Genomic DNA, 21,599 nt, shown 5'->3' on the forward strand with positions numbered 1-21,599 from the left:
GCCTCTAGGGTGGTCTCGCCCGTGGCGACCGGACCCGAACACCGGACGCTCGAAGGGAGCAGGTCATGACCGACACGCAGGACATCACGACCGAGTCGCACGAGCGTGCGGCATCCGCCGTCGAGCGATTGCGGCTCGCGGAGGCGAGCCTCGCGAGGCGACGTCAGACCGACTGCGGCCCGAGCGAGAACGCCCGCGCCGCCATGCGCTACATCCTCGAGCGATCCGATGAGGGGGAGTCCGTCACGCCGCGCGCCATCGCGTCGCACCTCGGGATCTCCGCGGCGGCCGTGACGGGCATCCTCGATCGCCTTCACTCCGGCGGGATGATCACCCTGCGGGAGAATCCCGACGATCGGCGGAGCAAGCTCGTGCGCGCCTTCGACAGGTCGACCGACCTCGAGGACATCGATCCGCTGACCGCCCGCATCCGCGAAGCCTCGAAGGAGCTCGACCCGGACGTCGCGGCGGCCGTCGCCGACTTCGTCGAGCGGATCACCCGGTCGGTCGACGAAGAGTGCCGCTGACCGGCTGCTCCGTGCGTGCCTCGGGCTCTGGCCCCAGTGAGAGACCGTGCGGGCCGTTGGCCTCGGTCATCATCGCGTCGATCCACTGCCGGTTCATGGCGGGCTGACGGCTGCCGTAGAACGAGAAGACCATCGAGATGCCGGGGTGGATCCAGAGGCTCCGGGTGCCCACGCTGCTGGGGTCGGGCAGGTGGAACAGGAACGGCTCGGATCGCCGCAGCTTGTTCATGAAAACCACGCGCAGATGAGCCAACGTGCGGTCATCGACGTCGAACGTCTGAGATCCGCCGTCGTAAAGTAATTGACCCATGAGAACAGGGTATCCGGCGGATCAGGTGAACTATGCTACTTAACCGGGTTAACTAAATCGCCTCCGAAAGATCATTCTGCCTAGCAGATTCGCTCGCGTGTGACCAGGGCGGGCCGATGTCGGCGGTTGCGGGCAGAATCCAGGATGTGAACCCGCAGCTCGACCCCGTCGCCGCACCGTCGGTCGGCCGCCCGTTGTGGGTGCAGGTCGAGGCGGGACTGCACGTGGCGAACACGGGCGCCGGCTTCGTCGGCACCGTCACCGCGACACCCTACGGGTACGAGGCGATGGACGGCGTCGGAGCCCGCCGCGGCACGTTCGTGAGCCTCACCGACGCCAAGACGGCTCTCGAAGAGGTGGCTGGCGGCGTGGCCGTCCCGACGGCGATCGCTGCCGCGCCCGCTCTCTGACGCCCTTCCGGCCCCGCGCCGCGTCCGTCAGCCGTGCGCGAGCACCTGCAGTCCGATGACCGCGAGACCCAGCACCGCTTCCGCGCCGAGCGCGATGAGGCGCTGCCACCAGTGGAGGCGCACCCGGCGCACGGCCGCGAACCCGATGACCACGAGTGCGAGCACCAGCGCGATCGTGGACGCGCGCAGGGCGGCCGTCGGATCCCAGACGTCGAACGCCGCGAGGGCCAGGAACGCGAACGGCAGGACCACGGCGCCCAGCGCGCCGAAGCTCGTCTGGAACGCGTGCCCCAGCTCGGTGCGCGTCACCATCCGCTCGTGCACGACGAGGTGCGACACGATGTCGGCCGTGAAGATCGCCAGCAGGGTGCCGAACACGGTCACCGCCAGCGTCTGCAGGGCCGAGACCGCATCCACCGGTCCGTGCGCGGCGAGGGCGAGTACGACGGCCAGCGCCGCGAACGTCAGGTAGATGCGCTCCTTGAGGCGCTCGGCGCGTACCTCGCGTTCGGCGGGATCCGGGTCAGTGCGTGCGCTCATCTCCCTCATCCTGCCGCACGGGGTCCGACGCGGTCGGGGCCGCGGACTCGGATGCGCTCGCGCGCGCACCGGCCAGCTGTTCCGCCTCGAGGCGCTCGGCCTCCGCGCCGCCGACGGCCTCGCCCCGGGCCACGAGCCCGGCGACATCCGACAGCGGGATCTGCTTGAGGAACAGCGCGAGGACGAAGGCGATCGCGATGAACGGCACGAGGTACCAGAACACCGGTGCGAGGGCATCGGCGTAGGCGGTGACGACGCCCTCGCGCACCTCGTCGGGCAGCTGGCTGAGGGTGGCCGGATCGATCGTCGAGGTGGCGTTGGCCGCATCGGATGCCGACGCGCCCGCCCCCGTGAAGACACCGGTGAGGTTCTCGGTCAACCGGCTGGTGAAGAGCGCGCCGAACACGGCGGTGCCGAGGGCGGCACCCACCTCGCGGAAGTAGTTGTTGGCGCTGGTGGCGGTGCCGATCTCGGCCGGCGGCACGGCGTTCTGCACCACCAGGACGACGACCTGCATGATCAGGCCGAGGCCGGCGCCGAACACGAACAGGTAGACGCAGATGAGCCAGATCGGGGTGGCGGCGGCGAGAGTGGTCATGGCGACCATCGCGATCCCGGTGATGAGCGTGCCGAGGATCGGATAGGCCTTGTACTTGCCCGTCTTGCTGATGGCGATGCCGGAGCCGATCGAGGTGCCCATGAGTCCGACCATCATCGGCAGCATGAGCAGACCCGAGGCGGCGGCGGAGGTGCCCGACGACATCTGCAGGAACGTGGGCACGAAGCCGATGGCGGCGAACATGCCGATGCCGAGCGCCAGCCCGATCGCGGTGGCGTTGACGAAGATGCGGTTGCGGAACAGGTGCAGCGGCATGATCGGGTCGGCGGCGCGCGACTCGGTGAGGATGAACAGGCCCGCGGCGGCGGCCGTGCCGAGCCCCCACGTCCAGGTGATCCACGAACCCCAGCCGACCTCGCGGTCGCCGCCGAAGTCGGTGAACATGATGAGGCAGGTCGTCGCCGCCGACAGGAAGACGACGCCCAGCCAGTCGATCGGCTTGGTGCGGCGCTTGTTGGGCAGGCGCAGCGCTAGCAGGGCGATGAGGAACGCGGCGATGCCCACCGGGATGTTGATGTAGAACGCCCACTGCCAGGTCATGTGATCGACGAAGAAGCCGCCCAGCAGGGGGCCGGCGACCGCGGAGAGGCCGAACACGGCGCCGAGCGGGCCGAGGTACTTGCCGCGCTCGTTGGCGGGCACGATGTCGGCGATGATCGCCTGCGACAGGATCATCAGACCGCCGCCGCCCAGGCCCTGGATCGCGCGGAAGATCACGAACATCCAGAAGTCGGTCGCGAAGGCGCAGCCGATGGAGGCGAGCGTGAAGATGGCGATCGCCACGAGGAACAGCCGCCGCCGGCCCAGCACGTCGCCGAATTTGCCGTAGATGGGCATGACGATCGTGGTGGCCAGGATGTACGCGGTCGTGATCCACACCTGGTGCTCGACACCGCCGAGCTGCCCGACGATGGTGGGCATCGCGGTCGACACGATCGTCTGGTCGAGACTCGACAGGAGCATCCCGGCGATGAGCGCGGAGAAGATGATCCAGATCCGCCGCTTGGTGAGCAGCAGGGGAGCGTCGGCGCGAGCGACGCGGGTGGGCGCGGTGGTCATGCGGGCGGGCCTTCCAAAGAGATGTCCTGGGTGGAGAAGAGGCTGCGGGCGGCGGCGAGCCGCTCGGCGTAGAGGTCGGCGTACGAGCGGCCGTGCTCGCGGTCGGGGCCGAGGAAGGCGCCGGCCGTGTCGCGCGCGATGGCGCCCATCATGTGGGCGGTGACCCGGGCGCGCAGATCGCCCTCGTCGAGTCCCTCGCGTTCCTCGATCAGCCGGGCGTCGGTGCGCTCCATGTGCGCGGCGTGCTCGAGCATGCGCGGGATGAGGCGGGGCTCGCGTTCGACGGCGGCGAAGAGTGCGGCGGCGCTGGCCGGATCGATGTCCATCGTCGCCCAGCGGGTCGACACCAGGACCGCGAGGGCGTCGAGCAGGTCGGGGGACAGGCGGCCCGGCGGGGTGGTCCCCCCCGCGACGAAGGCGCGTTCGGCGTCGACGTCGCGCCGGTGCAGGGGGAAGCCGAGGACGGCGTCCTCCTTGGAGGCGAAGTAGTTGAAGAAGGTGCGACGCGAGATCTCGCCGCGCTCGCACAGCTGCTCGACGGTGAAGCCGGGGAGCCCGTGCGCGGCGGCGAGGGTGCGGGCCTCGGCGACGAGCAGACGCTCGGTCTCGAGGCGACGTCGCTCCCGCGGAGTATCTGCACTATCAATCACAAAGTGCAGTATTGCACTAACAATGCGATAGTGCATATCTACGCGGCGCGTCGGGAGGTCGTGAGGATCCGGACCGGGGGCGTAGGGATTCCGTAAGGACGCGCAGACGGAGCCCGCGCGAGGGCTTCGATCGAGAAGTGCGCCCGACGTGGGCGCCCGCGTGGCAGCACACGCGGCTCGGTCCCAGGGAGTCCTCCGTGCTCGATCTGATCTACATCCTCGCGACAGCGGCGCTCTTCGCCCTGGTCGCCCTCGTCGCCCGGGGGGTCGAGAAGCTCGGACCCGCGGAGGACGGCTCCGCGCGGCGCGACGCGGTGAGCGGGGGCGAGCACCGATGATCATCGTCTCGCTCGTCTGCGCGGTCGTCGGCGTCGCCGCCATCGTCTACCTCGTCGTGGCCCTCGTGAAGCCGGAGAAGTTCTGATGGATCTCGCCGTCCTCTTCGGCGCGCTCCAGATCGCGACCGTCGTCCTCATCCTCGTGCTGGCCTATCGACCGCTCGGCGATGCCATGGCGCACGTGTTCACCACCCCCCGGAACGGCCGTGTCGAGCGCGGCGTGTACCGCGTGATCGGCGTCGACCCCGACGCGGAGCAGACCTGGCAGGTGTACCTGCGGGGCGTCCTGCTGATCTCGTTCGTCGGGGTGGTCTTCGTCTACCTCCTGCAGCGGGGGCAGGAGTTCCTCCCGTTCGCGCTCGGTCTGCCGGCCCCCAGCGAGCACCTCGCCTTCAACACCGCGATCTCGTTCGTGTCCAACACGAACTGGCAGTCGTACTCGCCCGAGGTCACGCTCGGATACACCGTCCAGGCGGCGGGGCTCGTGGTGCAGAACTTCGTCTCGGCCGCCGTGGGCCTGGTCGTCGCGATCGCCCTCGTGCGGGGGTTCGCCCGTCGCGGCGCGCGCACGATCGGCAACGTGTGGGTCGACCTCGTCCGCGCGACCGTGCGGATCCTCCTGCCGTTGTCGATCGTCGCGGCGATCGCGCTCGTCGTTGCCGGCGTCGTGCAGAACGTCCAGGGGTTCACCGAGGTCGCCACCCTCGGCGGCGCGCCCCAGACGATCCCCGGCGGTCCCGTCGCCTCGCAGGAGGCCATCAAGCTGCTCGGCACGAACGGCGGCGGGTTCTTCAATGCCAACTCCGCGCACCCCTTCGAGAACCCCACCCCGGGCACCAACGTCCTCGAAGTGCTGCTGATGCTCCTGATCCCCTTCGCGCTGCCGCGCACCTTCGGGCGGATGGTCGGCGACCACCGGCAGGGCTACGCGATCCTCGCCGTCATGGGCGCCCTCTTCGTCGCCTCGATCGCGCTGCTGTCCTGGGTCGAATCCCTGGGGCTCGGCGCCGCGCCCGGGCTGGCCGGCGGCGCGATGGAGGGCAAGGAGCAGCGCTTCGGCATCCTCGGATCCACCCTGTTCGGCGGCGTCTCGACTCTCACCTCCACCGGCGCCGTCAACTCGATGCACGACTCGTACACCGCCCTCGGCGGCATGATCCCGATGGTCAACATGATGCTCGGCGAGGTCGCACCCGGCGGGGTGGGCTCGGGGCTGTACGGGATGCTGGTGCTCGCGGTGATCGCCGTGTTCATCGGCGGCCTGCTCGTGGGACGCACGCCCGAGTACCTCGGCAAGAAGATCGGTCCGCGCGAGATCACCCTCGCGAGCCTCTACATCCTCGTGACACCGACGCTCGTGCTGGGCTTCACGGCGCTGAGCTTCGGCATCCCCGTCGTCCGCGCGGATGTGGAGGCCACCTCCATCTGGAATCCCGGCGTGCACGGTTTCAGCGAGGTGCTGTACGCCTTCACCTCGGCGGCCAACAACAACGGCTCCGCGTTCGCCGGGCTCACGGCGAACACGCCCTGGTTCAACACGACCCTCGGCATCGCGATGCTGCTCGGCCGCTTCCTGCCGATCGTGTTCGTGCTGGCGCTGGCCGGCGCGCTCGCCGCGCAGGAGCGCGTGCCGTCGACCGGCGGCACCCTGCCGACCACCGGAGCGTCCTTCATCGGGCTGCTCACGGTCGTCGCGGTGGTCATCACCGCTCTCACCTACTTTCCCGTTCTCACGCTGGGTCCCCTGGCGGAAGGGCTGATCTGACCATGTCCGACGTGTCATCTCGCACCGTGCACCCCGTCCCCGATGCGGCGCCCGTCGCCTCACCGGCGGGGCGCCCCCGTCCCTTCGGCTGGGCGGCGCTCGTCGCCGCTCTGCCGGGCGCGCTCCGCAAGCTCAATCCCGCGGCTCTGTGGCGCAACCCCGTCATGTTCCTCGTGTGGGTGGGTGCCGTGCTCACGACGCTCATCGCGCTCGTCGAGCCGTTCCTGGGCGGCGCCGAGGACTCCGGCGGCGCCGCGGTGCCGTCCGGCTTCACATGGGGGATCGCCGTGTGGCTGTGGGCGACCGTGCTGTTCGCGAACCTCGCCGAGTCGGTGGCGGAGGGCCGCGGCAAGGCGCAGGCGGCGTCGCTGCGCAGCACCCGCACCAGCACGACGGCCCGGCGACTGCTCGCCTACGACCCGGTCGGCGACCCGACGGGCGAGCGCACCGCCGGGACGGCCGTGCCCTCGAGCGACCTCGTGCTGGGCGATGTGGTCGTCGTCGCGGCGGGCGAGCTGATCCCGGGCGACGGCGACATCGTGGCGGGCATCGCGACGGTCGACGAGTCCGCGATCACGGGCGAATCCGCCCCGGTCGTCCGGGAGTCCGGCGGCGATCGCAGCGCTGTGACCGGGGGCACGCGCGTTCTCAGCGACCGGATCGTGGTGCGCATCACCTCGCGGCCGGGGGAGACCTTCGTCGACCGCATGATCGCGCTCGTCGAGGGGGCGAGCCGTCAGAAGACCCCGAACGAGATCGCCCTCAACATCCTGCTGGCGAGCCTGTCGATCGTCTTCGTGGTCGTCGTGCTCGTGCTCAACCCCCTCGCCTCCTACGCTGCCGCCCCCGTCGGCATCCCGGTGCTCATCGCGCTGCTCGTGTGCCTCATCCCGACGACGATCGGCGCGCTGCTGTCGGCCATCGGCATCGCCGGCATGGATCGTCTGGTGCAGCGCAACGTCCTGGCGATGTCGGGGCGCGCGGTCGAGGCGGCGGGGGACGTCACGACGCTCCTGCTCGACAAGACCGGCACCATCACCTACGGCAACCGCCGCGCCGCGGCGTTCGTGGCGCTCCCCGGCGTCGGGGAGGACGAGCTCGCGCGCGCCGCGGCGCTCTCCTCGCTCGCCGACCCGACCCCCGAGGGCATGTCGGTCGTCGACCTCGCCGCCGCGCGCGACATCGCCGTCACCGAGCCGGGCGGCGCCGTCGTCGTGCCCTTCACCGCGCAGACGCGCATGAGCGGGCTGGACCTCGCCGACGGCACCCGCATCCGCAAGGGCGCGAGCGGCGCGGTCATCGCCTGGGCGGAGGAGTCGGGGGCGCCCCTGGCGGGCGTCACCCGCGCGGCCCTGCTGAGCGAGACCGATCTGATCTCGCAGGGCGGCGGCACGCCGCTCGTCGTCGCGACGATGGATGCCGCCGGCACCGCCGCCGTGCTCGGCGTCATCCACCTCAAGGACATCGTGAAGGAGGGGCTGCGCGAGCGATTCGAGGAGCTGCGGTCGATGGGCATCCGCACCGTCATGATCACCGGCGACAACCCGCTCACCGCGCGGGCCATCGCCGCCGAGGCGGGCGTCGACGACTACCTGGCCGAGGCGACGCCGGAGGACAAGCTCGCCCTCATCACCCGCGAGCAGGCCGGCGGCAACCTGGTCGCGATGACGGGCGACGGCACCAACGACGCACCCGCCCTCGCGCAGGCCGACGTGGGCGTCGCGATGAACACGGGCACGTCGGCCGCGAAAGAGGCCGGCAACATGGTCGATCTCGACTCCGACCCGACCAAGCTCATCGACATCGTGCGCATCGGCAAGCAGCTGCTGATCACCCGCGGCGCCCTCACGACGTTCTCGCTGGCCAACGACATCGCCAAGTACTTCGCGATCATCCCCGCGATGTTCATGGGCGTCTTCCCCGGCCTCGCCGTGCTCAACGTCATGCAGCTGAGCTCGCCCGCCTCGGCGGTCATGAGCGCGATCATCTTCAACGCGGTCATCATCGTCGTGCTGATCCCGCTGGCGCTGCGCGGGGTGCGCTACCGCGCCGCGAGCGCGTCGCAGATCCTCGGCCGCAACCTGCTCGTCTACGGCCTGGGCGGTGTGGCGCTGCCCTTCATCGGCATCAAGCTCATCGACCTCGTCGTCAGCCTCATCCCCGGATTCTGACCGGGACTCAGGAGAGAACATGTCCACCGCTCGCACCACCCTCCGTCAGGCCGGCGTCGCCGTCCGCGCGATGCTCGTCGCGACCCTCGTGCTGGGGATCGGCTACACAGCCCTGCTGACCGGGCTCGGTCAGCTCATCGCCCCCGCGCAGGCCGGCGGCTCGCTCGTCCGGTCGTCGTCGGGCGCCGTCGTGGGCAGCGCGTTGATCGGGCAGTCCTTCACGGATGCCGACGGCGCACCGCTGCGGCAGTACTTCCAGTCCCGCCCCTCCGCCGCGGGCGACGGCTACGACGGCGGCGCGTCGTCCGGCTCGAACCTCGGCCCGGAGAACGTCGACCTGGTCGCGGCCATCGAGGAGCGCCGGGCCGCCGTCGCCGCTCTCGAGGGCGTCGACGCGGACGAGGTCCCCGTCGACGCGGTCACCGCATCCGCGTCCGGGCTCGATCCGCACATCAGTCCCGCCTACGCCGCGCTGCAGGTGCCGCGAATCGCCGCGGAGCGGGGGCTGGCGGCATCCGAGGTGCGCGCCCTCGTCGCCGAGAACACGGCGCCGCGAGAGCTCGGCTACCTCGGTGAGGAGCGGGTGAACGTGCTCGCGCTGAACCTCGCGCTCGACGCGCTCGCGCCGTGAACCGCGCGGGGGAGCATACTGCTGAGGTGACCTACGCAGGCCGGATGCGCACGCCCCGCGATCGCCGAGGCGACGCGTGAAGCGGGGCATGCTGCGGGTGCTGCTGGGGGCGGCGCCGGGGGTCGGCAAGACCTACGAGATGCTGCAGGAGGGGGCGCGGCTGGCCGCCGACGGGCGCGACGTCGTGATCGCGGTCGTCGAGACCCACGGTCGGGCGGCCACCGCGGCCCAGACCGCGGGGCTCGCGGAGGTGCCGCGGCGCGCATACCGGCACCGCGGCGTCGTGCTCGAGGAGATGGACCTGGATGCGGTGCTCGCCCGGCATCCCGATCTCGCCCTGGTCGACGAGCTCGCCCACACCAACGCGCCCGGTGCGCGCAACGCCAAGCGCTGGCAGGACGTCGACGAGCTGCTGGCGGCCGGCATCGACGTCATCACGACCGTCAACGTGCAGCACATCGAGTCCCTCGGCGACGTCGTCGAGCGGATCACCGGCGCCGTGCAGCGCGAGACCGTCCCCGACGCGGTCATCCGTCGCGCCGAGCAGATCGAGGTCGTCGACCTCGCCCCGCAGTCGCTGCGCGACCGGCTCTCGGCGGGTCTGGTCTACCCGGCCGAGCGGGTGGATGCGGCGCTGTCCAACTACTTCCGGCTCGGCAACCTCACCGCGCTCCGCGAGCTCGCCCTGCTCTGGCTCGCCGACGAGGTCGACAGCGCGCTCCAGACCTACCGTGCGGAACAGGGCATCAGCGGCACCTGGCAGGCGCGCGAGCGCGTGGTGGTCGCGCTCACCGGCGGCCCCGAGGGCGAGACCCTGCTGCGGCGGGGCGCGCGCATCGCGGCGCGGTCGGCGGGCGGTGAACTGCTCGCCGTGCACGTGTCGGCGCAGGACGGGCTGCGCCAGGGCAGCCCCGACGCCCTCGTGCGCCAGCGCGCGCTCGTCGAGTCGCTCGGCGGCACCTACCACCAGGTGGTGGGCGACGACGTGCCGCGGGCGCTGGTCGAGTTCGCCCGCTCGGTCAACGCCACGCAGCTCGTCATCGGGGTGAGCAGGCGCGGGCGCCTCACCGCGGCGCTGACGGGTCCGGGGATCGGGGCCACCGTCATCCGCGAGTCGGGTGACATCGACGTCCACATGGTCACGCACGCCGCGGCGGGCGGGCGGCTGCGGCTGCCGCGGCTGCAGCGCGGCGCACTGAGCCTCAAGCGCCGCATCCTGGGCTTCGCCGTCGCGCTCGTGTTCGGCCCGCTCCTGTCGGTGCTGCTGTTCACGTTCCGCAGCGACGACTCGATCACCTCCGACGTGCTCGCCTATCAGCTGCTGGTGGTCGTCGTGGCGCTCGTGGGCGGCATCTGGCCGGCGCTGTTCGCGGCCGTGCTGTCGGGGCTCACGCTGAACGTGCTGTTCGTCGCGCCCGAGTTCACGCTGTCGATCGCGCATCCGCTGCACGCCCTGGCCCTCGCGCTGTACGTCGTCATCGCGATCCTCGTGAGCTACATCGTCGACCAGGCGGCGCGGCGCACCCGCCGGGCCGAACGCGCGGCGGCGGAGTCCGAGCTGCTCGCGACGATCGCGGGATCGGTGCTGCGCGGAGAAGGGGCGGTGCCGGCGCTCGTGGGTCGCACCCGCGAGGCGTTCGGGCTGTCGGGGGTGCGTCTGGTGGGCGTCGACGGCGACGTGCTGTGGTCGGACGGCGAGCCGCTGCGCGGCGGCCGGTTCACGTCGCTGCCCGTCGGCGAACCGCCCCGCGCCACGCTCGAGCTGCACGGCAGCATCCCGGACGCGGCCGCGCGGCGACTGCTCGATGTCATCGTCGCCCAGCTGGCGGCCGCCATCGAGCACACCGACCTGTCGGCCACCGCGCGGGAGGCGGACGCGCTGGCCGAGACCGACCAGGTGCGCACCGCCCTCCTCTCGGCGGTCAGCCACGATCTGCGACGCCCGCTCGCGGCTGCGGTCGCCGCGCTCGGCGGGCTGCGGGCGGCCGGGGGCCAGCTGAGCGCCGACGACCGCGCGGAGCTCCTGGCGACGGCCGACGAGAGCCTCGCCACCCTCACGGCCCTCGTCACCGACCTGCTCGATGTCAGCCGGGTGCAGGCGGGCGTGCTGGCGGTGTCGCTCGCGCCGGTCGACGCGGCCGACGTCATCCTGGCCGCGATCGACGAGCTCGGACTGGGGCCAGCCTCCGTCGAGCTGTCGCTGGATCCCGAGCTCCCCGCGCTCGCCGCCGACCCGGTGCTGCTGCAGCGCGTCGTGGTGAACGTGCTCGCCAACGCGGTGCGCCACAGCCCGTCGGGACGGCGGGTGCTCGTGTCGACGAGCAGTCTGGGCGCGCTGGCCGAGATCCGGATCGTGGATCGCGGCGAGGGTGTTCCGGCCGAGCGGCGCGGCGACATGTTCGCGCCGTTCCAGCGCATGGGCGACACCGACAACACCGCGGGTCTCGGGCTGGGGCTGGCGCTGTCGCGCGGGTTCGCCGAGGGGATGGGCGGCTCGATCGCCGCCGAGGACACCCCGGGCGGCGGGCTGACGATGGTCGTCGCGTTGCCGCTGGCGGGCGGGAGGATGGGGGAGTGAAGATCCTCGTGGCCGATGACGATCCGCAGCTGGTGCGGGCGCTGCGCATCACGCTGGCCGCGCACGGCTACGACGTGGTGGCCGCGGCCGACGGCGCGGCGGCGGTCACGCTCGCGGCGCAGACCCATCCGGATCTCGTCCTGCTCGATCTCGGGATGCCGCACCTCGACGGGGTGCAGGTGATCGAGGCGCTCCGCGGCTGGACCACAGCGCCGATCATCGTCGTGTCGGGCCGCACCGGGTCGGCCGACAAGGTGGACGCCCTGGATGCCGGCGCCGACGACTACGTCACGAAGCCCTTCCAGATCGACGAGCTGCTGGCGCGGTTGCGCGCGCTCGGCCGGCGGACGGCCAGCACGCCCGATGCGCCCGTCGTGCGCTTCGCCGATGTGGAGCTCGACCTCGCGGCCAAGACGGTGCGCCGCGACGGCGAGCGCGTGCACCTCACGCCCACCGAGTGGCGCATGCTGGAGTTCCTCGCCCGGCATCCGGGGGCCCTGGTCACGCGGCAGAGTCTGCTGAAGGAGATCTGGGCGAGCGAGCAGGTGTCGGACTCGGGATACCTGCGGCTCTACATGTCGCAGCTGCGCAAGAAGCTCGAGCGGGATCCGGCGCACCCCGTGCACCTGCTCACCGAGCCCGGGATGGGGTATCGGCTGGTCCTGGGGTGACGGGGCTGGCCGGGCGGACGGAGCTGGCCGGGCGGACGGGGCGCCGCCCACCCGGCCGAGGGGTCAGTCCTCGGTGACGCGGATGGTGACCTCGATGTTGCCGCGGGTGGCGTTCGAGTACGGGCACACCTGGTGGGCGGCGTCGGCGAGGGCCTGCGCCTGGTCGTGCGGCAGCTCGGGGATGACGACCTCGAGCTCGACGGCCAGCTGGAACCCGCCCTCGCCGTTCGGGCCGATCTGTACCCGTGCACCGACGCTCGTGTCGGCGATGGCCACCTTCTGCGCACGCGCGACCGACTGCAGCGCGCTGTGGAAACAGGCCGAGTAGCCGGCGGCGAAGAGGAGCTCCGGGTTCAGCGCGTTGCCGGCACCGCCCATCTCCTTCGGCACGCGGACGTCGGCGTTCAGGATGCCGTCGGTCGTGGCGACGTGTCCGTTGCGGCCGTCGCCGGTCGCGAGAGCCTCAGCGGTGTAGAGAGCTTCCATGGGATTCACCTTTCGTGGGGGATCTGGGGATCGCGGGGCTCCGCGGTCCGCGGGTGCGCGGTCTGCGGGCGCGGTCAGGATGCGGCGGCGAGGTTCGCGCGGTTCACGGTGTCGGTGAGCCGGCGGAGGTCCTCGACCATCGCCCGCGCGGCGGGCAGGTCGACGCCCATGCAGCGGCCGAGCTCGGCGGGAACCGATGACATCTCGTTGCGCAGCGCGAGGCCGCGCGCGGTGAGCGCAACCGTCACCACCCGACCGTCGTTCTGCTCGCGCCGGCGGGTGAGGATGCCGGCGGCATCCATGCGGCGAAGCAGCGGAGACAGCGTGCCGGAGTCGAGGGCCAGGTCGTCACCGAGCTCGCGCACCGAGAGCGGGCCGCGCGACCACAGCTCCACGAGCACGAGGTACTGCGGGTACGTCAGGCCCCACGGCTGCAGCAGCCGGCGATACGCCTGCGTGGTCGCCCTGCTCGCCGCATACATCGAGAAGCACAACATCTCGTCGAGCACCCGGCGCTCGCTGCTGTCGTCCGCGGTCATGCCAAAAGCATTGCACGCAATCTAATTGTGCACAACCCATCGCTCGCCCGTCTCGCTCGCCCGCCCGTCGCGCTCGCCTGCCCGTGTGCCGTGCACAACGGCGGATGTGGCGGGCGACACCCCGGTGGCGGCGGCATCCGTGCGGGGTGTCGGGGTGGTCGGTCCGCCGTTGTGCAGGCGGACGGGGCGGATGGGGGCGGGGATGGGGGTGGACGGGGTGGCGGGCCCCGGGGCGGGTGAGTCGGGCTCGGCGTGCGTCGCGCGTCGCGCCCGCCTCGCCGAGCACAACGGCGGATGTGGCGGGCGACGCCCCGGTGGCGGCGGCATCCGTGCGGGGTGTCGGGGTGGTCGGTCCGCCGTTGTGCGGGGAGATGAGGCGGGGATGGGGTGGCGGGCCCGGGGTGTGTGAGTCGGGCCCGGCGCGCGTCGCGCTCGCGTCGCCGTGCACAACGGCGGATGTGGCGGGCGACACTCCGGTGGCGGCGGCATCCGTGCGGCGTGTCGGGGTGGTCGGTCCGCCGTTGTGCGGGCGGATAGGGGCGGATGGGGGGTGTGAGCCCGAGCCGGTACGGACTGTGACCGCCCGTGACGTCGGGTGACGGGATGTTGCGGGCCGCCGTCGCGGTCGGCGGCCGGGACGGGCATCCTCGCAGAATGACGCACGCAGGTTCGGGCGGTCCCGTCGTCAGCGCCGCGGCCCTCGCCGCCGCGCTGGCGGAGGGAGCGCTGCCCATCCGCCTGCTCGATGTGCGGTGGCGGCTCGACCTGCCGGAGGGGCGCCCGGCGTACCTCGCGGGCCACTTGCCCGGTGCGGTCTACGTCGATCTGGAGCGCGAGCTCACCCGCCCTGGTCACCCCGAAGAGGGGCGCCATCCGCTTCCGACCATCGCCGACCTCGAGCAGTCCGCGCGACGCTGGGGGATCCGCCAGGGTGACACGGTGATCGCCTACGACGACAACGACGGCGTGGCCGCCGCACGCGCGTGGTGGTTGCTGCGCCGCCGCGGCGTCGACATCCGCGTGCTCGACGGCGGCCTGCGCGCCTGGATCGAGGCGGGTCAGCTGCTCGACGGCGGCGACGTGCAGCCCGCGCCCGGTGACGTCGAGCTGGAGGACGCCGACCCGGGCGAGGCCAGCATCGACGACGTCGCCCGCGCCCCGCGCGACGGTGTGCTCATCGACGCCCGCGCCCCCCAGCACTACCGAGGGACCGCGCCCACGCCCGATCCCTCGGCCGGCCACATCCCCGGAGCCCTCAACGTGCCGACGCTCGCCCACGTGGCCCCCGACGGCCGACTGCGCGCCGCGGACGACGTGCGGCGGACGCTGGCGGATGCAGGAGCCCCGGCATCCGGCTCGGTCGTCGTCTACTGCAGCTCGGGCATCGCCGCCGCCCACACCGCCCTCGCGCTCAGCCGCGCGGACATCGACGCGCGGGTGTTCCCGGGCTCGTGGAGCCGCTGGTCGCGCAGTCGCGGGCGCCCGGTCGCGGTCGGGCCGACGCCGTGGGGCGAGGTCTTCGCCCGCTGACCGCGCCGCTGCCCGCGCCGCCGCCGACTGGCCGCAGCCCGGCAGCGTCACCGCGGTTCTCGGGGATTCCTGCGTTTCTCGGAGACGAGCGCGAGAATCCTCCGAGAACGGGCCGATTCTCCGAGAACGCCGAACCCGCCCCGCCGCCCCCGCAACGCCGCACCCCGCCCCGCCCCGCCCCCCCCGCGGGCTCAGCCGAAGCGGAGCGGCGGGATCGGGACGTCGAGGTTCGCGCCGCCGCGGTAGCGCCGGGCGATGTGCGTATCGGGCAGGTGCGGGCCGGCGCCGAACAGGCGCTCGCGCAGGGTCGCCGGCTCGCCGTCGCGGATGCGGCCGCGCCGCCGCAGTTCGGGCACCACCAGTTCAGCCACATCCCGAGCCGTGTCGAACGAGTGGTACTGGCGCAGATTGATGCCGTCGATGCCGTCCTCGTCGAGCCAGCGCTCGATCTCGTCGGCCACGACCGAGGGCGTCCCCACGACGAAGTACCGGTCCTCGCGGCCGCGCCGGAAGCCCTCGAGCGTCTCGGCGACGGTGCGCTCGGCGACGAGGCCGGGCGGCACCGCATCCATGCCCGCGAGCCGTGCCGCCTCGGCGACGCTCAGGTGTCCGGGGAAGGCGGTGAGATCGAGCGGCATGCTGGCGTGCGCGAGGATGCCGTCGAGGCTCGTGCGCGCGCGGTACAGCTCCCATTTGGCGTCGGCCTCGGCCTGGGTGCGGCCCACGACGATGCCCGCCTGCACGAGGAAGCGGAGGTCGCGCCCGTCGCGCCCGTCGCGCCCGTTGCGGGTCGCGGCATCCCGCATCCCCTGCGCGTTGCGGCGGAAGTCCGCGGCCGAGGTGCCGCCCGTGAAGACCACCTCGGCGTGGCGGCCGGCGAACGCGATGCCGGCGGGGGAGCCGGTGGCCTGGAACAGCACCGGGGTGCGCTGCGGGCTCGGGGCGCTGAGGTGCGGACCGGCCACTCGGAAGTGCTCGCCCACGTGGTCGATGTACCGCACCCCGGCAGGGTCGGTCACGACGCCGCCGTCGCGGTCGTAGACGAGCGCGTCGTCGTCCCACGAGCCCTCCCACAGCTTGTAGACGACGTCGAGGAACTCGTCGGCGATCTCGTACCGGGTGTCGTGCGGGATCTGGTCGGCCAGGCCGAAGTTGCGCGCGGCGTTCGGCAGGTACGACGTGACGATGTTCCAGCCGACACGACCCGCGGTGAGCTGGTCGAGGGTCGACATGCGCCGCGCGAACGCGAACGGCGGCTCGTAGCTCGTGGAGAACGTGACGCCGAACCCGATGCGGTCGGTGACGGCCGCCATCGCCGGGATGACCAGCAGCGGGTCGTTCGAGGGGATCTGCAGGCCCTCGCGGACGGCCGTCTCGGGGCCGCCCCGGAACACGTCGTACGCCCCCACCACGTCGGCCAGGAACACCCCGTCGAACCCGCCGTCCTCGACGATCTGCGCGAGCTCCTGCCAGTATCGGATCTCGCCGTAGCGATGGCGGTTGTTCTCGGGCAGGCGCCACAGGCCGTGCGTGATGTGGCTCACCGTGTTCATCTCGAACAGGTTGAGGATCAGCTTCTTCGGTTCGGTCATGGGTATCCGTCGTGTTCGGGGGATGCGGAGCGTCTGTGTTCATTGTTCACGCTGCGCGCCCGCGGCTCAGACCTCGCCGACGCTCCACCAGGCGGCGAGCGGTGTGCCCGCGAGCAGATGCTCGCCGAGCGCCCGCGCCTTGTAGCGCGCGGGGTTGTGCGAGGCGAGGGTGCGGGCGTTGCGCCAGTGCCGGTCGAGGGCGTGGGATGCGGCGGCCAACGCGGCATCGGCGGCGAAGGAGGCCGCCGCGACATCCCCCACCACCTCCTGCACGATCGGGTCGTCCTGCGGTGCGCGGGCCGACCCGTGGCTGAAGCCGCGCGTGCGCGAGCGGACGAACGCCGTGGCGTCGTCGAGCACCGCGCGCCCGATGCCCGCGGCGGCTGCCAGCAGCACGAGCTGCACGAACGCCCCCGCGTGGCTGACCCGGGCGGGATCCCGCGGCAGGATGTCGTCGGGGTCGACGCGGACGTTGCGGAACACCGTCGATCCGCTCCCGGTCAGACGCTGGCCGAACCCGCGCCAGTCGTCGATCCGCTCGACGCCCTCGGCATCCGTGCGGAGCATCACGCCGACCTGCGCGCCGTCGTGCTCGGCGAGCACCGAGACGAGGTCGGCGAAGAGCGTGCCGGTGGAGTAGAACTTGCGTCCGTCGAGGCGGAGCCCCGCGGCATCCCGGGTGACCGCGGTCGAGACGCTGCCGACCGCCGCGGGTCCGCGCTCGAAGGTCGCGTTGCCGTGGATGGAGCCGTCGGCGACGAGCGCGAGCTGCCGGTCCCGGCGGGCGCCCGGGGCGGCGTGCAGCGCCCGGTCGACGAACGAGAAGTGCGAGCGCAGCAGCTGGGCGAGGTTCGGGTCGCGCCGCGCGAGCTCGGCGAGCAGCTCGAACAGCTCGGACGGGGATGCGGCCCGCCCGCCGTGCGAGACGGGCAGCGTGACGCGGGTGAAGCCCGCGCGGCGCAGCAGCTCGACCTCGGCATAGGGCAGCCGACGCTCGCGCTCGCGCTCGACCGTGCCGGCGCCGATCTCATCGAACACGTCGGCGAACGCGGCGACCGTCGCCGGCGCGGTCATGCGCGCACCTCGTCCGCGGGCGACGCGGCGGGCGCCGACCACTCGGGCGGGGTGCCGTCGAGCTCGAAGCGTCCGACCGCCCGGACGCGCTGCAGGGTCGGGTTGTGCGAGGCGATGGTGCGGACGTTGCGCCAGTGACGGTCGAGCGCGAGGGAGCGCCCGGTCGCGCTCGCGCCTCCCACCTCGAACAGGCGGGTGGTCGCCGCCAGCACCGAGTCGGTGATCGTATGCTGTGCGCGGTATACCTCGAGCTCGAGCGCCGCCAGGGCGTCGGCGTCGTGGCCTGCGCCCGCGGCATCCAGGTCGGCCGCGAGGCTGAGGACGAGCCGGCGTGCCGCCGCGGCGGCGGCGCTCACCTCGCCGAGCACGAGCTGCACGAGCGGGTCGTCGGCCGGGCGATGCTCGCCCGAGAAGCCGAACGTGCGCCGGCGCGGGCGCACGAAGGCGGCGGTGTCCTCGACCGCCCGGCGGGCGATGCCGGCGACGACGGCCAGCAGCGTCAGCTGGTAGAGGCCGCCGATGTAGCGGTGCCGGTCCTCGTCGTCCGGGCCGAGCGCTCGGATGTCGGCGGGGTCGACCTCCACCTCGTCGAGGATCGTCGTGCCGGAGCCGGTGAGCTGCTGCCCGAAGCCGTCCCAGTCGTCGACGATCCGCACGCCGCGGGCGGTGGCGGGCACGGTCAGTGCCACCCGGGTGTCGGTGTCGTCGAGAGCGGCGACGTGCACCCAGTCGGCGTAGAGCGAGCCTGTCGTGTAGTGCTTGACGCCGCTGACGCGCAGGGCACCGCCGCGCGCCACGACGCGCGTCGTGAGCTCCGCGGTCTCGTGCCGCTCCGAGAAGGCGTTGCCCACGACATCCCCGGCGGCGATCCGGGGGATCCACCGGCGGGCGGTGTCCGTGCCGAGTCCGTCCCAGCGAAGCCCCTCGACGAAGGCGAGGTGCCCGCGCCAGAGGTGCGCCAGGCTGGCGTCCGCCGCGGCGAGCTCGATCAGGCGGGCGAACACGGTCGCGAGGTCGGCGCCCGCGCCCCCGGACTCGACGGGCAGCCGCAGCGCGCCGAAGCGCCGTCCGCGCAGGACGTCGACGGCGTCGAAGAGCAGGTCGCGGTCGCGTTCGCGCGACACCGCCTGCGCGCCCCAGGTCGTCAGCAGGTCGTTCCAGTCGTCCGACATCAGTGCATCACCTTTCGCGAGACCCAGTTGCCCAGCAGCTGCGCCGCCTGCACCAGGAGGATGAGGATCACGACGATCACGAGGATCACGAACCAGTCGAAGCGCTGGTAGCCGTACTTCATGGCCAGGTCGCCCAGGCCGCCGCCGCCGATGGCCCCCGCGACCGCCGTCGTGTCGACGAGCGCGACGACGATGTAGGTGAGCCCGAGCACCAGGGGACCCAGCGACTCCGGGATCACGACCGTGAAGAGCACGCGGGCGGGCCGTGCGCCCATGGCGACGGCGGCCTCGATCGCGCCCGGGTCCACCGCCACGAGGTTCGATTCGACGATGCGCGCGATCGCCATCGACGCGACGATCGTGATGGGAACGGTGGCGGCGAGGGGACCGATGCTCGTGCCGATGAGCAGGCGCGTGAGCGGGATGATCGACACCGCCAGGATGATGAACGGCACGGGCCGGACGATGTTGATCACGATGTTGAGCACGCCGAACACGGCACGATTGGCCAGCAGGTTGCCGGGCCGGGTCGCGTACAGGAGCAGTCCGAGTCCCAGACCGAGGATGGTCGCCAGCACGAACGACACGCTCACCATGAGCAGCGTCTCGAACAGCGCCCGCCCGATGCGGGGCAGCAGGGCGTCGAGGTAGTCGGCGTCCATCAGCGTGCCCCTTCCCATTCGGCCACGACCGCGGCGGCGCGGAGGTCGGCGATCGCACGGTCGACGTTCTCGTCCGTCCCCAGCAGCTCCACCGTGAGGCTCCCGAAGAGACGTGCCTGCAGCTCGTCGACGCCGCCGTAGACGACGTTGACGTCCACGTCGTGCGCGCGGGAGATCCGCGAGAGGAACGGGTCGTTCGACTCCCGGTTCTCCACGTGCAGCTGCACCAGCCGGCCCGTGTGCACGGCGCGGATGCGGCGGATCGTGTCGGCCGAGGGCAGGTGGTGCAGCACCGAGGCGACGAAGCGCTGGGATGTCGGATGCTGCGGGTGCGCGAACAGGTCGTACACCGTCCCGTGCTCGACCACCCGGCCGTCCTGCATGACGGCGACCTTGTTGCACACCTCGCGGATCACATCCATCTCGTGCGTGACGACGAGGATCGTGATGCCGTACTCGGCGTGGATGCGGCCGAGGAGCTCCAGCACCTCGGCCGTCGTCTGCGGGTCGAGCGCGCTGGTGGCCTCGTCGCTGATGAGCACGTCCGGGCGGTTGGCGAGCGCGCGGGCGATGCCGACGCGCTGCTTCTGCCCGCCCGAGAGCTGCGACGGGTAGTGCAGTGCCTTCTCGCTCAGCCCCACGAAGGCCAGCAGCTCCTCGACGCGGTCGAGGGTCGCCGACTCCGACAGGCCGGCGAGGCGCAGCGGGTAGGCGATGTTCTTGTAGACGGTGCGCGAGCGCAGCAGGTTGAACTGCTGGAAGATCATGCCGATGCGCTGGCGGGCCCGGCTGAGCGCCGCCCCGCCCAGGGTCGAGACCTCCTGGTCTCCCACGAAGACGCGTCCGCTCGTGGGACGCTCCAACGCGTTGACGGTGCGCAGCAGGGTCGACTTGCCTGCTCCCGAGTAGCCGACGATGCCGTAGATGTCGCCGGCGTCGACGGTGAGCGACACATCGTCGAGCGCGGTGAGGGTGCGGCCGCGGGTGGTGGCGAAGGTCTTCGAGACGTTCTCGAAGCGGATGGCGGTGCTCATGGTCCTCCTCGGGATCCACGTGCGCGGCTCGACGACCGGCACGCGGGGTGCCGGTCGTCGAGCGGGTGCGAGACGGACGGAGGTCAGCCGTTGGCGGCGGCGGCCTTCTCGAGGTCGGCCAGCTTTGAGCGGAGCTCCTCCACCGGGACCTGTACGAGCACCGTCGCGCCCTTGTCCTCCTTCTCGAGGGCCTCGGCCGCCCGCGCGTCGGCGTAGGCGGATTCGAGGATCGCCCAGGCCGGGTCGTCCGCGTTGTCGGCGCGGCTGGCGACGACGTTGACGTAGGGCAGGTTCTTCGCATCGAGCGAGTCGTCGAGGTACAGCGCGTCGTCGGCCGTGATGCCCTGCGACGGGTCGAAGTACGACAGGCCCACCACGACGGCCGAGAGGCTCGGGTCGTCGAACTGCTGCGGGATCGTGGTCGCCGCGATCGGCACGAACTCGAGGTTCTGCGGGTTGTCGGTGACGTCGTCGACCGTCGGGAAGTCGCCCGCGTCATCCGCGATCTCGATCAGGCCCGCGGCCTCGAGGATGAACAGCGCGCGTCCGCCGTTGGAGGGGTCGTCCGGGATGGCGATGCGCCCGCCGTCGGGGATGTCGGCGGCGTCACCGAGGGTCGCCGAGAAGATGCCCCACTGCGTGATGACGGTGGAGAACACCGGCGTCAGGTCTTCGCCGTTCTGCGCGTTGAAGTTCGAGAGGTACAGGATGTGCTGGAACGCGTTGCCGTCGACGGTGCCCGCGACGAGCTCGGTGTTCGGCAGCACCCAGTCGTCGACGTTGACCCAGGTCACGTCGAGGCCCTTGTCGGCGGCGATCTCGCCGACCGCGGTCTGGAAGTCGCTGTCCTCGCTCGTGGCGATCCGTAGGGCCAGGCGCTCGTCGCCGGCCGCGGCCTCGCTGGGCGCGCTCTGGGTGAGGGTGCCGACGATCGCGACGACGCCCACCACGAGGGCTGCGGCGACGACGGCGCCGACCCCGATGAAGATGTTGCGCTTGCGCTTGCGGGAGGCGTCGACCGATGAGCGCAGGTCGCTCGGGGCGGCGGGGTCCTTCTCGGACATGGCGTGACTCGCTTTCTCGTGTGCGGGATGCGGGATGCAGGGTGGTGCGGGATGTGCCGGCGGAGGCCGGGACGACCGCGGTGCCCCATTGCGCCACGGCGCCGCAGTCGGCGGCGACCGCATCCGTCATGAGACGTCGTCGTCCGTCACGCGGGGTCATGTGCCTCGGATGTGTGC

The 21,599-nt window shown here is 72.1% G+C and carries 22 protein-coding genes; 10 read left to right on the forward strand and 12 right to left on the reverse strand.

The window, feature by feature from the left end; genetic code table 11:
• The first annotated feature begins 65 nt into the window (after nucleotides 1-65).
• Complete coding sequence (locus AB0N73_RS05580) at nucleotides 66-527, forward strand: MarR family transcriptional regulator (protein ID WP_363561226.1); 462 nt, start codon at nucleotides 66-68, stop codon at nucleotides 525-527.
• Here AB0N73_RS05580 and AB0N73_RS05585 read toward each other — a convergent pair.
• Nucleotides 496-837, reverse strand: coding sequence for an ATP-dependent DNA ligase (locus tag AB0N73_RS05585; protein ID WP_363561228.1), 342 nt, complete (start codon nucleotides 835-837; stop codon nucleotides 496-498). The genes AB0N73_RS05580 and AB0N73_RS05585 overlap by 32 nt on opposite strands.
• A gap of 146 nt (nucleotides 838-983) precedes the next feature.
• Between AB0N73_RS05585 and AB0N73_RS05590 the strand changes: the two genes are divergently transcribed.
• Nucleotides 984-1,247 (forward strand): hypothetical protein, encoded by a 264-nt coding sequence (locus AB0N73_RS05590; RefSeq protein ID WP_363561230.1) that lies wholly within the window; start codon nucleotides 984-986, stop codon nucleotides 1,245-1,247.
• Nucleotides 1,248-1,274: 27 nt separating this feature from the next.
• On the opposite strand, the gene AB0N73_RS05595 is transcribed toward AB0N73_RS05590, so the two are convergent.
• Genes AB0N73_RS05595 through AB0N73_RS05605 form a run of 3 tightly spaced genes read right to left on the reverse strand, consistent with a single transcriptional unit; the run spans nucleotide 1,275 to nucleotide 4,115 of the window.
• Nucleotides 1,275-1,787, reverse strand: a complete 513-nt coding sequence (locus AB0N73_RS05595; RefSeq protein WP_363561232.1) for a hypothetical protein — start codon at nucleotides 1,785-1,787, stop codon at nucleotides 1,275-1,277.
• The gene (locus AB0N73_RS05600) at nucleotides 1,771-3,465 is read right to left on the reverse strand and encodes an MDR family MFS transporter (RefSeq protein WP_363561234.1); all 1,695 of its coding nucleotides are present in this window, start codon (nucleotides 3,463-3,465) and stop codon (nucleotides 1,771-1,773) included. Before AB0N73_RS05600 ends, AB0N73_RS05595 begins: the two co-directional genes overlap by 17 nt.
• Complete coding sequence (locus AB0N73_RS05605; protein ID WP_363561236.1) at nucleotides 3,462-4,115, reverse strand: helix-turn-helix domain-containing protein; 654 nt, start codon at nucleotides 4,113-4,115, stop codon at nucleotides 3,462-3,464. Before AB0N73_RS05605 ends, AB0N73_RS05600 begins: the two co-directional genes overlap by 4 nt.
• Nucleotides 4,116-4,312: 197 nt before the next feature.
• Here AB0N73_RS05605 and AB0N73_RS05610 point away from each other — a divergent pair, with 197 nt between their 5' ends.
• The 7 genes from AB0N73_RS05610 (at nucleotide 4,313) to AB0N73_RS05640 (ending at nucleotide 12,269) form a co-directional block, all read left to right on the forward strand.
• Nucleotides 4,313-4,453, forward strand: a complete 141-nt coding sequence (locus AB0N73_RS05610; protein ID WP_363561238.1) for a hypothetical protein — start codon at nucleotides 4,313-4,315, stop codon at nucleotides 4,451-4,453.
• Nucleotides 4,450-4,539, forward strand: coding sequence for a potassium-transporting ATPase subunit F (locus AB0N73_RS05615; RefSeq protein ID WP_363561240.1), 90 nt, complete (start codon nucleotides 4,450-4,452; stop codon nucleotides 4,537-4,539). Before AB0N73_RS05610 ends, AB0N73_RS05615 begins: the two co-directional genes overlap by 4 nt.
• Nucleotides 4,539-6,218 (forward strand): potassium-transporting ATPase subunit KdpA, encoded by a 1,680-nt coding sequence (gene kdpA / locus AB0N73_RS05620; RefSeq protein ID WP_363561242.1) that lies wholly within the window; start codon nucleotides 4,539-4,541, stop codon nucleotides 6,216-6,218. Before AB0N73_RS05615 ends, kdpA begins: the two co-directional genes overlap by 1 nt.
• Nucleotides 6,219-6,229: 11 nt before the next feature.
• Nucleotides 6,230-8,389 carry a potassium-transporting ATPase subunit KdpB gene (gene kdpB, locus AB0N73_RS05625; protein WP_363561244.1) on the forward strand — a complete coding sequence of 720 codons (2,160 nt, stop codon included), beginning with the start codon at nucleotides 6,230-6,232 and terminating at the stop codon, nucleotides 8,387-8,389.
• 19 nt (nucleotides 8,390-8,408) lie between these two features.
• A complete protein-coding gene (gene kdpC, locus AB0N73_RS05630) occupies nucleotides 8,409-9,020 on the forward strand; it encodes a potassium-transporting ATPase subunit KdpC (protein WP_363561246.1) in 612 nt (203 codons plus the stop codon).
• Between the two features lie 76 nt (nucleotides 9,021-9,096).
• A complete protein-coding gene (locus tag AB0N73_RS05635; RefSeq protein ID WP_363561248.1) occupies nucleotides 9,097-11,598 on the forward strand; it encodes a DUF4118 domain-containing protein in 2,502 nt (833 codons plus the stop codon).
• A complete protein-coding gene (locus tag AB0N73_RS05640; RefSeq protein WP_363561250.1) occupies nucleotides 11,595-12,269 on the forward strand; it encodes a response regulator in 675 nt (224 codons plus the stop codon). The genes AB0N73_RS05635 and AB0N73_RS05640 overlap by 4 nt, the downstream gene beginning before the upstream one ends.
• 63 nt (nucleotides 12,270-12,332) lie before the next feature.
• Here the strand turns inward: AB0N73_RS05640 and AB0N73_RS05645 are convergent, their stop codons facing one another.
• Nucleotides 12,333-12,755: an organic hydroperoxide resistance protein gene (locus tag AB0N73_RS05645; RefSeq protein WP_363561252.1), complete on the reverse strand. Its 423-nt coding sequence runs from the start codon at nucleotides 12,753-12,755 to the stop codon at nucleotides 12,333-12,335.
• 74 nt (nucleotides 12,756-12,829) lie between these two features.
• The gene (locus tag AB0N73_RS05650) at nucleotides 12,830-13,294 is read right to left on the reverse strand and encodes a MarR family transcriptional regulator (protein ID WP_363561254.1); all 465 of its coding nucleotides are present in this window, start codon (nucleotides 13,292-13,294) and stop codon (nucleotides 12,830-12,832) included.
• A gap of 654 nt (nucleotides 13,295-13,948) precedes the next feature.
• On the opposite strand from AB0N73_RS05650, the gene AB0N73_RS05655 reads away from it, so the two are divergent.
• Nucleotides 13,949-14,824 (forward strand): sulfurtransferase, encoded by an 876-nt coding sequence (locus tag AB0N73_RS05655; protein ID WP_363561256.1) that lies wholly within the window; start codon nucleotides 13,949-13,951, stop codon nucleotides 14,822-14,824.
• Between the two features lie 191 nt (nucleotides 14,825-15,015).
• Here AB0N73_RS05655 and AB0N73_RS05660 read toward each other — a convergent pair whose 3' ends face one another.
• The 6 genes from AB0N73_RS05660 to AB0N73_RS05685 form a co-directional block, all read right to left on the reverse strand.
• Nucleotides 15,016-16,416, reverse strand: a complete 1,401-nt coding sequence (locus AB0N73_RS05660) for an NtaA/DmoA family FMN-dependent monooxygenase (RefSeq protein ID WP_363561258.1) — start codon at nucleotides 16,414-16,416, stop codon at nucleotides 15,016-15,018.
• A gap of 66 nt (nucleotides 16,417-16,482) precedes the next feature.
• Nucleotides 16,483-17,490: a hypothetical protein gene (locus AB0N73_RS05665; protein ID WP_363561260.1), complete on the reverse strand. Its 1,008-nt coding sequence runs from the start codon at nucleotides 17,488-17,490 to the stop codon at nucleotides 16,483-16,485.
• Complete coding sequence (locus AB0N73_RS05670; protein ID WP_363561262.1) at nucleotides 17,487-18,662, reverse strand: acyl-CoA dehydrogenase family protein; 1,176 nt, start codon at nucleotides 18,660-18,662, stop codon at nucleotides 17,487-17,489. The genes AB0N73_RS05665 and AB0N73_RS05670 overlap by 4 nt, the downstream gene beginning before the upstream one ends.
• Complete coding sequence (locus tag AB0N73_RS05675; RefSeq protein ID WP_363561264.1) at nucleotides 18,662-19,324, reverse strand: ABC transporter permease subunit; 663 nt, start codon at nucleotides 19,322-19,324, stop codon at nucleotides 18,662-18,664. Before AB0N73_RS05675 ends, AB0N73_RS05670 begins: the two co-directional genes overlap by 1 nt.
• Nucleotides 19,324-20,358 (reverse strand): methionine ABC transporter ATP-binding protein, encoded by a 1,035-nt coding sequence (locus AB0N73_RS05680; protein ID WP_363561266.1) that lies wholly within the window; start codon nucleotides 20,356-20,358, stop codon nucleotides 19,324-19,326. Before AB0N73_RS05680 ends, AB0N73_RS05675 begins: the two co-directional genes overlap by 1 nt.
• Nucleotides 20,359-20,441: 83 nt before the next feature.
• Entirely contained in the window at nucleotides 20,442-21,422 is a 981-nt protein-coding gene (locus AB0N73_RS05685) for a MetQ/NlpA family ABC transporter substrate-binding protein (protein WP_363561268.1), read from the reverse strand.
• Nucleotides 21,423-21,599: the final 177 nt, after the last annotated feature.

Source organism: Microbacterium sp. NPDC089189, assembly GCF_040685095.1.
Classification (GTDB): domain Bacteria; phylum Actinomycetota; class Actinomycetes; order Actinomycetales; family Microbacteriaceae; genus Microbacterium.